At 32.1% G+C, this 12,462-nt stretch carries 11 protein-coding genes and 2 pseudogenes; 1 reads left to right on the plus strand and 12 read right to left on the minus strand.

The genetic code is table 11. The features are described 5' to 3' along the window. Positions 1 to 77: 77 nt before the first annotated feature. The 8 genes and pseudogenes from dprA to ylqF all read right to left on the minus strand — a co-directional run bounded on the left by dprA (position 78) and on the right by ylqF (position 6,673). Positions 78 to 950, minus strand: coding sequence for a DNA-processing protein DprA (gene dprA / locus IDG45_RS08165; RefSeq protein WP_054193837.1), 873 nt, complete (start codon positions 948 to 950; stop codon positions 78 to 80). A gap of 171 nt (positions 951 to 1,121) precedes the next feature. Beyond that, positions 1,122 to 2,366, minus strand: coding sequence for a FemA/FemB family glycyltransferase FmhC (gene fmhC, locus IDG45_RS08170; RefSeq protein ID WP_000672857.1), 1,245 nt, complete (start codon positions 2,364 to 2,366; stop codon positions 1,122 to 1,124). A gap of 27 nt (positions 2,367 to 2,393) precedes the next feature. Then, positions 2,394 to 2,546 (minus strand): annotated as a pseudogene (locus IDG45_RS08175) (cell wall hydrolase); the annotation flags it as partial. A gap of 3 nt (positions 2,547 to 2,549) precedes the next feature. Beyond that, positions 2,550 to 2,606 (minus strand): annotated as a pseudogene (locus IDG45_RS14015) (YSIRK-type signal peptide-containing protein); the annotation flags it as partial. 226 nt (positions 2,607 to 2,832) lie between these two features. Continuing rightward, positions 2,833 to 3,741, minus strand: coding sequence for a succinate--CoA ligase subunit alpha (gene sucD, locus IDG45_RS08180; protein WP_000110253.1), 909 nt, complete (start codon positions 3,739 to 3,741; stop codon positions 2,833 to 2,835). A 21-nt stretch (positions 3,742 to 3,762) separates the two neighbouring features. Continuing rightward, on the minus strand, positions 3,763 to 4,929 hold the full coding sequence (sucC, locus tag IDG45_RS08185) for an ADP-forming succinate--CoA ligase subunit beta (RefSeq protein WP_001020801.1): 1,167 nt from the start codon (positions 4,927 to 4,929) through the stop codon (positions 3,763 to 3,765). A 108-nt stretch (positions 4,930 to 5,037) separates the two neighbouring features. Next, positions 5,038 to 5,805, minus strand: a complete 768-nt coding sequence (gene rnhB / locus IDG45_RS08190) for a ribonuclease HII (protein ID WP_000176391.1) — start codon at positions 5,803 to 5,805, stop codon at positions 5,038 to 5,040. Further along, positions 5,789 to 6,673 (minus strand): ribosome biogenesis GTPase YlqF, encoded by an 885-nt coding sequence (gene ylqF / locus IDG45_RS08195; protein WP_000236718.1) that lies wholly within the window; start codon positions 6,671 to 6,673, stop codon positions 5,789 to 5,791. The genes rnhB and ylqF overlap by 17 nt, the downstream gene beginning before the upstream one ends. Positions 6,674 to 7,073: 400 nt before the next feature. Between ylqF and yfhO the strand changes: the two genes are divergently transcribed. Further along, positions 7,074 to 9,680, plus strand: coding sequence for a lipoteichoic acid-specific glycosyltransferase YfhO (yfhO, locus tag IDG45_RS08200; protein ID WP_111063841.1), 2,607 nt, complete (start codon positions 7,074 to 7,076; stop codon positions 9,678 to 9,680). A gap of 587 nt (positions 9,681 to 10,267) precedes the next feature. Here yfhO and rplS read toward each other — a convergent pair. From rplS to rpsP, 4 genes are all read right to left on the minus strand, one after another. After that, positions 10,268 to 10,618: a 50S ribosomal protein L19 gene (rplS, locus tag IDG45_RS08205; RefSeq protein WP_000181404.1), complete on the minus strand. Its 351-nt coding sequence runs from the start codon at positions 10,616 to 10,618 to the stop codon at positions 10,268 to 10,270. Positions 10,619 to 10,720: 102 nt separating this feature from the next. Next, entirely contained in the window at positions 10,721 to 11,458 is a 738-nt protein-coding gene (gene trmD, locus IDG45_RS08210; RefSeq protein ID WP_000687328.1) for a tRNA (guanosine(37)-N1)-methyltransferase TrmD, read from the minus strand. Beyond that, positions 11,458 to 11,961, minus strand: a complete 504-nt coding sequence (gene rimM / locus IDG45_RS08215; protein ID WP_001261992.1) for a ribosome maturation factor RimM — start codon at positions 11,959 to 11,961, stop codon at positions 11,458 to 11,460. The genes trmD and rimM overlap by 1 nt, the downstream gene beginning before the upstream one ends. Before the next feature lie 187 nt (positions 11,962 to 12,148). Beyond that, positions 12,149 to 12,424 (minus strand): 30S ribosomal protein S16, encoded by a 276-nt coding sequence (rpsP, locus tag IDG45_RS08220; protein ID WP_000268754.1) that lies wholly within the window; start codon positions 12,422 to 12,424, stop codon positions 12,149 to 12,151. Positions 12,425 to 12,462: the final 38 nt, after the last annotated feature.

The raw sequence follows: 12,462 nt of genomic DNA on the forward strand, positions 1-12,462 counted from the left end.
ATTTTTTATAGATTTTATTAAAAAATAAATTACACAGGGTAACAAAAGAAATATGAAGCAACTCGTTATTTTTAGTTTTAAATATAGTAGTCTTCAAATATATCATTAGCGTTTAATACTACCTTAGCACCTTCTTGGATACGTAATAAATTACCTTTTGTCATAGGATTAAACATAGATCCAGGTAAAACATAAACATTTCTATTTTGCTCTAATGCAAAATCTATCGTGATGTGACTGCCACTTTGTTCCTTAGCCTCAGTAATTAAAACCCCTTTTGACAAACCGCTGATAATTCTATTGCGCTCAGGAAATCTATATTTAGCAATTGGTGTATGTGGTGGATATTCGGATATAACTAAACCTTTTTCTTCTATTTTATTTCTTAATGCTAATGTACTTTTGGGATAATGTGTTTGATGGCCAAAGGCTAAAACTGCTATTGTAGGGAGATTGTATTTTAAAGCTATTTGATGTGCCATTGCATCAGCTCCTTGAGCAAGGCCGGAAACAATTGTTAAATATTTGCTTTTATCATTTGATAATAAAAATTCTAAAGACTGTTGGGTATAACTTGTAGAATCTCTTGCACCTACTACTGCCAAATGATGCATATTATTTATTAATTTGATGTTCCCTTTATAGAAAAGAAGTAATGGAAATTGATATATTTCTTTTAATAGCACTGGGTATTCAGTATCCATATATGTAATGTAACTTACTTTTAATTTCTGCAGTTCTTTAATAATATCGTTATGATCAAGTTTTATAAAAGCATAGTATTTACGTAATAAATGAGCATTTTCTTCCCTATTCACCCATTCACATAAATAACTATCTTTTTTTCTGCCCCCCTCTTTAATTACATTAGGATATGCCATTAAAAATTGATGAATTTGTTTAGTCGAAAAGTGTGCCCAGTATAACTTAAGCAAAAATAGTCTAATCAATAAATCAACTCCTTTTTTTAATCATACAAAATCATATTCTATTTTTGTTTTACATTTCTAATACAAAAACATTATCGATGTAATGTTAATTTAAGGAGTAAAATACCGACTTAAAAAGTGAAAAGTATGTTGGAAAGAATTTTAAATTTCAATTTCCAACATACTTTATAATCAAACCTTATAAATAAGTTTTGCAAATTTATATAGAATTGGTCTTACTGGTTTGATGAAATCACCAATTAATTCTTCAACATGTGCATTAAAACCTTTTTTAAATTGTTGTACACCAAAATCATCCGCCTCATTACTAAAGACGCCTGTTATTCCATAAAAATTATACCTATTAATATTATGTGATTTTGCATATTTTATCATATGCCATTGTAGATGATATGCACCCATATACTGATTATATTTAGGATTTGATCCACTTGATAGATAATAAACTTCATCATCAGTACATATAAATAAAGCAGCAGCTAAATCCAAAACAGGTCCATCTTCTAATATTAGTTCTTCGGTTTTACTAATTCTATTATTAATACTAGATAATTGCATATTTAACTGATTTAATTTAGATTTATTCTTTTTAGAATTTGGATTTTCATTTAATGCCCTGTTCACAGTCCTCATTTCATTTTCGATTTTCAATAATTGTATTTTTAATTTATCTTGATATTCATTAAGATCTATACAAGCTATCTTTAACATTGCCTTATCTTTATATATTTCTTGCATTCGTTTAAAATAATCTTCATTCATGAAATGAAAACCATGTTTTTCTTCAGCCATTTGAAACAATTTATAAAATCGATTTGTTTCTTCAATAGATAAATCTTCAACCTTAACACCAATCTCAATAGTCTTTTTTATATTTCTTCTAGTTTGGTATTCCATTTCTTTTAAAAGTTGATTCTCATCTTTATCTTTTAAATCCAATACAGAAATCCACCTAATTTGGCTTTTATTTGAATATCCTGTTGTATAACCTTGATGGAGATACCCAATTTTTCCTAGCATCTTTACTATCACTGAATTATTATAATTCTTTATTATCCTACCGTTTGCATCTCTTAAATTCTCTATTAAATATGGATCAACAAGAATAAATACTCCTCTATTTTTATAAATGAATTTAGATAATTCTTTAAAAAAGTAACAAACTAATTTAGCATCGAAATAATCAAGTAAAGGACCTCTATGAGAGTAGAAATATTTGTAGAATTTAAAAATACGTGCCTCTGTTAATAAACATGCAGCTATAACTTCATTTTTATCATCCTTCACTCCCACAATATGTGCTTCATGATTTATTTTATTTCTATAATTATATAATTCTATAGACTGTGTATAATGTTTGAAGTGCTTTTTGGTGTAGTTGGTAAATTCTTCTTCACTTAAAGTTGAAAATTTCATATTTCAATGTCCTGCCTTCGATTTAAATTATGCTTTTTTAAATGGTCTAATAAAAATCATATCATTTTCATAATTATGAACAACTTTATTTGCAACCTCTGCTTTACGCCATCCACCATTATTCCAGTTTTGATCTAAACTTTGGAACTTCATTAATTTTCCATCATAATCACCATTTAAAAATGTTCCAATACTAACTTTTCTAATTGAATAGCGTACTTTACTTTGTTGTTTATTCATGATGAAACACTCCTTACAATAATATAAAAATATTATAAAATAGTGTACTATATATTTTAATAAAAATTTGCTTTGTTTTAGAAAGCTATTGAAGGAGGTAAAATAATTAACTTGCCTTTCCGAAATATGAAAAGTGTACTAAAATTCATCGCACGACAAATAGCCCATTTCCGATACTTTTATAAAGTACGGAATGGGCTATAGCCATTTATATCATCTTTTAACTTTATTTATTAACTGTTAATAATGATTCATAAATACCTGCTTCTTTAGCAGCTTCAATTAATGTTGAACCAATTTCTGAAGGTGTTGCCGCTGTTTTCACACCACAACTATTTAATGTTTTAATTTTCTCTTCAGCAGTACCTTTACCACCTGAAATGATCGCACCAGCATGTCCCATACGTTTTCCAGGAGGTGCTGTTTGTCCACCGATAAAGCCTACAACTGGTTTTGTCATATTCGCTTTAATCCATTCAGCTGCTTCTTCTTCAGCTGTACCACCGATTTCACCAATCATAACAACTGCTTTCGTTTCGTCATCTTCATTGAATGCTTTTAAAACATCAATAAAGTTTGTTCCGTTGACTGGGTCTCCACCAATACCAACAGCTGTAGTTTGACCAATACCTTCTTCAGTCAATTGGTGCACTGCTTCATATGTTAGTGTACCTGAACGTGATACTACACCAACATGACCTTTTTTGTGAATATAGCCAGGCATAATACCAATTTTACATTCATCTGCTGTAATCACACCTGGACAGTTTGGACCAACTAAACGTGTTTTTCTACCTTGTAAGTAGCGTTTAACTTTAACCATGTCTAATACAGGAATATGTTCAGTGATACAAATAACCATATCTAAGTCTGCATCAGCTGCTTCTAAAATTGAGTCTGCAGCAAATGGTGCTGGAACGTAAATGACTGAAACCGTTGCCCCAGTTTCATTTTTAGCTTCTTCAACAGTGTTGAAAACAGGAACGCCTTCAACAACTTGACCACCTTTACCAGGCGTCACACCTGCTACTATTTTCGTACCATAATCAAGCATTTGTTTTGTATGGAAAAGGGCAGTAGACCCTGTAATACCTTGTACCATTACTTTAGTATTCTTATCTATAAATACACTCATCTTAGTGCTCCCATCCTTTCCTTATGCTTCTTTGACTAGTTTAACAATTTTTTGTGCACCTTCAGCCATTGTTGCTGCTGGTTCAATTGCTAATCCTGAGTCTTTTAAGATTTTTTTACCTAACTCAACATTTGTACCTTCTAAGCGTACAACTAGTGGTAAAGTTAAATCTACTTCTTTTACAGCTTCAACGATACCTTCTGCGATAACATCACATTTCATAATGCCACCGAAAATGTTTACAAAAATACCTTTAACATTTTCATCACCTAAAATGATTTTAAATGCTTCAGTTACTTTTTCTCTAGTAGCGCTTCCGCCTGCATCTAAGAAATTGGCTGGGTTTCCACCGAAATGATTAATCGTATCCATTGTTGCCATGGCTAAACCTGCACCATTCACCATACATCCGATGTCACCATCTAATGCAATGTATGATAAATCATGTTTAGACGCTTCAATCTCTTTCGGATCTTCTTCTTCTAAATCACGTAATTCTACAACATCTTTATGTCTGAATAATGCATTATCATCAAAATTAATTTTAGCATCTAATGCCAATACATCACCATCAGCTGTTGTAACTAATGGGTTGATTTCTACGATTGAACAATCTTTTTCAATGAATACATTATAAAGTGCTAATAAGAATTTAGCAGCTTTGTTAACAGATTCTTTAGGAATATTAATATTAAACGCAATTCGTCTTGCTTGGAATGGTGAAAGTCCGATTACTGGATCGATAGTTTCTTTGAAGATCTTTTCAGGAGTCTTCGCAGCAACTTCTTCAATCTCAGTGCCCCCTTCTTCAGACGCCATCAATGTTACTTGGTCAGTCGCACGATCAATAACGAATCCAACGTAATATTCTTTTTGAATAGCACAACCTTCTTCGATATATAAACGCTTAATTTCTTTACCTTCTGGACCAGTTTGATGTGTCACCAAAGTTTTCCCTAATAATTCTTTTGCATATGTTTCTACCTCTGATAAAGATTTAGCAATTTTTACTCCGCCTGCTTTACCTCTACCTCCAGCATGAATTTGTGCTTTTACAACATATACATCAGAATTTAATTCTTTTGCTTTCTCCACCGCTTCTTCAGCAGTAAATGCTACTCGTCCTTCTGGAACTGCAACGCCCATTGAACGAAATATTTCTTTACCTTGATACTCGTGGATATTCATCTTCCATCCTCCTGTTACTTAGGTTAAGTTCCCTTACAATTATAAAAAATGTAAGCGCTATTGTAAACTTAAATGCTACTTTTTTATCATTTAATTGTATTTTACGATTTACAGTAACGATTTTATAGGTTCAAAGCTTTTTCTATGCTCTTTCATAATGCCAATATCATCGATTGCTAGTAAATGTTGTTTGGTACCGTAACCCGCGTTTTTTTCAAAACCATATTCAGGATAATCTTTAGATAACTGTGTCATATAATCATCACGAAAAACCTTTGCCATGATACTTGCAGCTGCAATAGATACACTTCTTGCATCACCCTTGATTAAAGATACTTGAGGCAGTGCATTATCAAGCGTCATCGCGTCTATCAATAAATGCGTTGGTTGTACTGATAATCCATCAATAGCTCGCTGCATGGCGATTTGAGTAGCTTTATAAATATTAAATTCATCTATTTCTTCAGCTGTCGCGATACCAAATGCAAAAGCAGTAACTTCATTTTTTAGTGCTTCATTTAATTCTAGACGTTTCGTAACAGGTACTTTTTTCGAGTCATCAAGGCCCAAATAATTGTGATTTGAATTTAAAATTGTTGCGCATGCAACGACTGGACCTGCTAAAGGTCCCCTTCCAACTTCATCAATACCACAAATAATAGCATTGGGATTCTCTTTTAATATTTCATTTTCAAAGTAAGTCATTTCAACATATTTTTCTTTTAAAGCTAGTTCTTTTTCTAACGCTTTTCTTCGTCTGGCTATGGCATTTTGTACACCTTTTCGCTCATCTAAAAAGCATTCATGATTTTCTAATTCTTCTATTGTATTAACCGCATTAATCAACTGCGTTACTTCTTTAATTGTTAGCGTCATTTGCTAATTCCTCAGTCATATCTTTAAAAATATCAAAACAATAATTTCCTATTTTAGCATTTCGAATATCATAAATAATCAGTTCAATGACTGCTTCGTAATCAATTTCATTACCACGACGAATTAAGCCACGTTTTTTCCCTATCGCATCAAACCACGCTATGATTTCTGCATCTTCAGGTACTTCGATTTTATAATGTGCTTTTAAGCGCGCTAAATCATTTTGAATTAAAAAGTTCAGACCATAGATGGCAACTTCATCTAAGTGCACAATACTATCTTTAATCGCGCCTGTTAAACTCAACTTCTTACCGACTTCTTCATCTTCAAATTTAGGCCAAAGTATCCCTGGTGTGTCTAATAATTGTAATGCATTACCAACTTTAATCCATTGTTGTTGTTTGGTCACACCTGGTTTATTACCAGTCTGTGCAATACTACGCTTTGCCAGTTTATTTATTAATGTGGATTTACCAACATTTGGAATTCCAACAATCATTGCTCTTATCGCTCTAGGTTTAAGTCCTTTCGCTTTTTCGCGTTCAAATTTTTCAGCAGTCGCCTTAATTGCTGCAGCTTCCACTTTCTTTAAATTTTTACCGTGCTTAGCATCCACTGATACAGGATAGTATCCTTTATCAATAAAAAATTGTTCCCATTTTGACATCTCATTTAAATTAGACATATCTTTTTTATTTAATATAACAACACGTGGTTTTTGGTTAATAACTTCATCTATCATAGGGTTTCTTGAACTATATGGAATTCTTGCATCTACTAGTTCAAACACTACATCTACTTTTTTTAATTGTTCACTTACTTCTCTTTTGGCTTTCGCCATATGTCCTGGATACCATTGAATAACCATTCAATTCACCTTACTTTCGTCAATTCTTTTCTCATTATTAAAATCTATAACTTGTTAATTATAGAACAAATTCATTAATTCAACTATATTTATTTTAACATTGTCACACTTCTTAACAATGCTTTAGATTAAGGTATAAGTGATTAATCCAAGTTTTCTATAATTAAAAATTTTCATTTAATAAATCTAAGCTGCTTATTAGGTGATATTCAATTAATACAGTATGACATTTTTATTATTCAATATATTTGTTTAATGATAAACTAAAAATAATCCAAAGTTTAAGTAACTATGATAAGGTATCTGTTCCACAGTCATCTTTGTCTTTACCTATCGAGAACCTCATTAACTTTAGTTTCAGTTAAACTTAATTTTAAATTTGAAAGTTGAGGATAATGTTGTGTTAAAAAAATGGTTAAATTCAAACGTCAAACAATTCTTGGTCATAACTTTCATGAGCGTAATATTAACGCTTATTTTATTTTCTACTCATATCTATGATTATATTGTGAATGGTACTGTTTTTAGTGGAGCTGGAGATGGATTCCGTCAAATGATGCCATTTCAAATGTATTTGTATGAACATCTAAGTAGTTTTTCTAGTTTATATGATGCATCGTTTGGATTAGGTGGCGATTATATGAAAGGACTATCATATTATTATTCGCTGTCACCATTAATGTGGCTAAATTTTCTATTTATTAAAATAGGAGAAACGATTGGTATATTTAATCCGACAACAATACATTTTTGGCCGACAAACCAACTTATTATGGCTATGATACGAGCTATCATAACGTTTGTCGTGACCTTCTACTTATTTAAAATATTACACTTTAAACGCTCAACAAATATGATCGCTACGATTTTATACGGCATGTCAACTGTCGTTATATACTTTAATTTTACTTGGTCATTTTATGGAAATTTATTATATTTATTGCCATTATCGATTCTTGGTTTGGAAAGATATTTTCAACAACGCAAAATCGGTATTTTCATTGTTGCGATAGCCCTAACACTATTCAGCAATTTTTATTTCAGTTATTATCAAGCTATTATTATAGGTTGCTACTATTTATATCGACTCATTTTCACTTACAAATATGACATTGTCTCTAGAACACAAAAATTAATTTGCGTCATATCTGCTACAGTTTTGAGTGTATTATCAAGTGTATTTGGTTTATTCACTGGCATTTCTGCGTTTTTGGAAAATGACAGAAAACAAAATCCCAATGTTGATATACCGTTTTTGACACCACTTGATTATCATTATTTTTTCTTTAGCGATGGATTTTTCATTACGATTTCAATTCTTACTATCGTTGCATTATTGTCATTCAAACTGTATCGTTTTTACTTTTATAGACTTTTCGCAATAGTAACATGGATATTATTTATTGGTTCATTATCACAGTATTTCGACAGTGCTTTTAATGGTTTTTCATTTCCAGAAAGGCGTTGGGTTTATATCTTAGCACTATCATCAAGTGCTCTTTGCGGATTGTTTATTCAACATTTATCAACATTAAATATGAAATATTATTTAATCAGAACAATACCAGTAAGCATCATCGCATTACTTTATGTATTACTATCACCGACACACCCACTCGCACTTATAGTAGGTATTATACTGCTAATGGTGCTTGCCGTTATTTTAAAATTTAGTTTATGGCATTATAAAAAATTAACCGTTGCAATATTAGTATTAATCGTTATGATTCAACAAATCGTCATTTTAGATAACAACAAAAATATGGCAATCAAACCTTATCAACAATCATTATCAACGTTGAAACAACACGATTACCATAGTAACTATGTAAACCAGCTTATAAAAAAGATAAATCAAAATGCAACAGGCCCATTTAATCGCATTGATTATATGTCAGACTATGCATTAAATTCACCATTTATATATCATTATAATGGCATTTCATTATATTCTAGTATTTTTAATGGAGACATTTTAAAATATTATGACAAGACACTCCAAATTAATATGCCAATTGATAAAAACAGCACTTATAGACTACTTGGCAATCGTCAAAATTTACTATCACTTTGGAATGTTAATGATCGAATTAGAGTGAATCATGATGACAACTTACCATATGGATTTAAAATTAACTCTGAACACAAAGACAATAAAGTTCGTTGGATTCATTCTAAAAATACCATCCATTATCCAAGTGCACATATTACAAATAAGGTCTTTTCCAATAAAGAATTAAAATCTCCATTAGATAAAGAACAAGCAATGTTGCAAGGGATTGTTTCTAACAATACTAAAGATGTTAATACACATTTTAAAGCCAATAAAAATTTACTATCAGATTCAACAATTAAATTAAATAGTGCAGCCTGGCAATCTCCTACAAAACATTTATTACAAGTTAAACAAAATAATGGTGGTCTAACTGTACAGTTGCCAAAATCAGTTTCTAATCAATTTAAAGATTTGTATTTTGAAATGGATTTAGAATTACTTTCGCCGGATAAAGCTCATGATGTTAAAGTGAATGAATATACACAAGAAAGAAATAAACTCACTTATAAATATCGACGCTTTGTAAAACCCGTAACGATACGCATTAAAGCTTCAGATAGGATTAGATTATCATTGCCTAAAGGTAAGTATCGTGTAAATTTAAAAGGGATATACGGCGAAGATTATACCACGCTTAAAGACGCTTCAAATTCATTAGAGGCTGTCAAAGTTAGTAAGACAAAGCAAGGTTATACTATTACTAAAAATAAAAATTCATCTGGGTATATTGTTTTGCCAACAGCATATAATCAAGGTATGCAAGCGACATCAGGTGATCAAAGTCTTAAAGTTGAACAAGTAAATGGTGTTATGACCGGCATTAAAGCACCTAAAAATATAACAAAGATTCAATTGAGCTATACCCCACCATACTATTATTTACTTATAACAATTACTATATTTGGCATTATATGTAGTATTATTTTCACGAGATGGGCAAGACAAAAATAATGTTGCTACGCATATATTTAATGGGAGTGGGACAGAAATGATATTTTCGCAAAATTTATTTCGTCGTCCCACCCCAACTTGCACATTATTGTAAGCTGACTTTCCGCCAGCTTCTATGTTGGGGCCCCGCCAACTTGCATTGTCTGTAGAAATTGGGAATCCAATTTCTCTTTGTTGGGGCCCCGCCCCCCCAACTCGCATTGCCTGTAGAATTTCATTTCGAAATTCTCTATGTTGGGGCCCACACCCCAACTTGCACATTATTGTAAGCTGACTTTTCGTCAGCTTCTGTGTTGGGGCCCCTGACTAGAATTGAAAAAAGCTTGTTACAAGCGCATTTTCGTTCAGTCAACTACTGCCAATATAACTTCGTAGAGCATAGAACATTGATTAATGTCCCAGCCTCATGTTTATATAACCATTTTGAGCAAACACGTTATGAATAAAGAAGGGAAAAACAATTACATTATCAACTTTACATTAACTAAACAGCAAAAAAGCCATCTATATCACTCCATAAAAGTGACCTAGATGGCTTTGTTGTTTGAGTCGAATTTGACTCATACATAACTTTGTTTAAATGCTGATTAACGAATTTCTTGGATTCTAGCAGCTTTACCACGTAAACTACGTAAGTAATATAATTTAGCACGACGTACTTTACCACGACGTTTAACTTCGATTTTTTCAATTTTTGGTGTGTGTAATGGGAATGTACGTTCCACGCCAACACCTGATGAAATTTTACGAACTGTAAACGTTTCAGAAACGCCACCGCCACGACGTTTAATTACAACGCCTTCGAATACTTGGATACGCTCACGAGTACCCTCAATGATACGTACGTGTACACGTAAAGTATCGCCAGGACGGAAACTTGGTAAGTCTGTACGTAATTGTGATTTAGTTACTGCTTCGATTAATTTGTGATTTGTCATTATAAATTCTCCTCTTCAACCTATGTTCTTGCCTCGACAAATATATAGCAGCGGATCATAGTGATTTTTGTGTTTCCACACTCAGATTATGTTAGCACAACACTAACCTTTTTTCAATCCTATTTTATATCTTTCTAATATTTGCTTATCTGCATTAGTTAATGGATATTTTTCAATTAAGTCAGGTCTTTTATTATATGTGCGGATCAACTTTTGCTCATGTCTCCATGCATCAATATTGGCATGATTTCCAGACAATAAAACATCTGGAACTGTTAGACCCTTAAATTCACGCGGACGTGTATATTGCGGAAACTCTAATAACCCATCTGAAAATGAATCGTCTTGATGTGACTGTTCATTACCTAAAACACCTGGAATCAGTCTAACAATAGCATCAGTCATGGTCATCGCTGGCAATTCTCCACCTGTTAAAACATAGTCACCCATTGATATTTCATCTGTGACAAGATGTGTTCGGATACGTTCATCGTAACCTTCATAATGTCCGCATATGAAAACGATGTGGTCAGCCTTGCTTAATTCAACAGCTTTCTGATGTGAAAATGGCTCGCCTTGTGGACACATTAAAATAACGCGTGTTTGTTCTGTGACATCTAAGTCTTCCATCGCATTAAAAACAGGTTCAGGCTTTAACACCATACCTTGTCCGCCACCATACGGATAATCATCTACTTGGTTGTGCTTGTTAATTGCATAATCTCTAAAATTAACCGTATTGATTTGTAATTTATTGTTTTCTTGGGCTCGTTTCATAATTGAATGATTTAAAACACCATCAAACATTTCAGGAAATAAAGTTAAATAATCAATTTTCATTAATCCAACAATCCTTCCATTGGCGTGATGATAATTTTTTTATTTTCAATATCCACTTCTTTTACAACATCAGCAATATAAGGAATCAAATATTCTTTAGACCCTTTAATCACCCACACATCATTCGCACCTGTTTCAAATATATTAATTACACGACCTATTGGTGTTTCTTGATCATCAAAAACTGTACAACCTATAATATCTGAATAATAAAATTCATTTTCCTCAAGTACGATATCTTCATGGTCACGCTCTTGATAAATAGAACTCCCTTTTAAATACTCAATATCATTAATATTATTAATACCTTCAAATGTGAGCATATGAAGCCCTTTATGCACTCTATGTGACTTAACAGTATATTCAAGGTCGTTATTGTTATGCACAACTGTCAGCACTTGACCGGGTTGAAAACGAACGTCTGTAAAGTCTGAATTGGATTTTACTTTAATTTCACCTTTAATACCATGTGTGTTAACAATTTGACCAACTTCAACTCTCATTCTATTACCTCCAACTCTATGCTTTGAACACTTCTATTTTAATTGAAAATAATTCAAAGAAAAAGGGCACCATTATGGTACCCAATACGTTCTATATTACTAACATGTGATATTCCCAACGTATCATTGAGTAATAACTGTCAGTGTAAACGAGTTATTCTTATTGTTAGAACAATTTTACGCTAAATTACTTAGCTTTCTTTTGTTCGTCAAATTTTTTCATAATACCTTCTTTTGATAAGATATTGTGAACTGTATCAGTTGGTTTCGCACCATCATTTAACCATTTTAAAGCTAACGCTTCGTCAACTTTAATTTCTGGAGCATTAGCGCTCGTTGGGTTATAAGTACCGATTTGTTCGATGATACGTCCGTCACGTGGAGAACGAGCATCTGCTACTACGATACGATAGAATGGATTTCTTTTTGAACCTAAACGTGTTAAACGAATTTTAACTGCCATTTATAAAATCTCCTTTAAGTCATGTTTTAATTTTTATT

It is taken from the genome of Staphylococcus sp. EG-SA-10, assembly GCF_017151945.1.
GTDB lineage: Bacteria > Bacillota > Bacilli > Staphylococcales > Staphylococcaceae > Staphylococcus > Staphylococcus aureus.

Excerpts from the sequence above, each read along its gene's own strand:
- trmD (WP_000687328.1), bottom strand. The coding sequence starts at position 11,458 with ATGAAAATTGATTATTTAACTTTATTTCCTGAAATGTTTGATGGTGTT.
- ylqF (WP_000236718.1), bottom strand. The coding sequence starts at position 6,673 with ATGGTTATTCAATGGTATCCAGGACATATGGCGAAAGCCAAAAGAGAA.
- rimM (WP_001261992.1), bottom strand. The coding sequence starts at position 11,961 with ATGAGAGTTGAAGTTGGTCAAATTGTTAACACACATGGTATTAAAGGT.
- rnhB (WP_000176391.1), bottom strand. The coding sequence starts at position 5,805 with ATGACGCTAACAATTAAAGAAGTAACGCAGTTGATTAATGCGGTTAAT.
- fmhC (WP_000672857.1), bottom strand. The coding sequence starts at position 2,366 with ATGAAATTTTCAACTTTAAGTGAAGAAGAATTTACCAACTACACCAAA.
- sucD (WP_000110253.1), bottom strand. The coding sequence starts at position 3,741 with ATGAGTGTATTTATAGATAAGAATACTAAAGTAATGGTACAAGGTATT.
- sucC (WP_001020801.1), bottom strand. The coding sequence starts at position 4,929 with ATGAATATCCACGAGTATCAAGGTAAAGAAATATTTCGTTCAATGGGC.
- rpsP (WP_000268754.1), bottom strand. The coding sequence starts at position 12,424 with ATGGCAGTTAAAATTCGTTTAACACGTTTAGGTTCAAAAAGAAATCCA.
- rplS (WP_000181404.1), bottom strand. The coding sequence starts at position 10,618 with ATGACAAATCACAAATTAATCGAAGCAGTAACTAAATCACAATTACGT.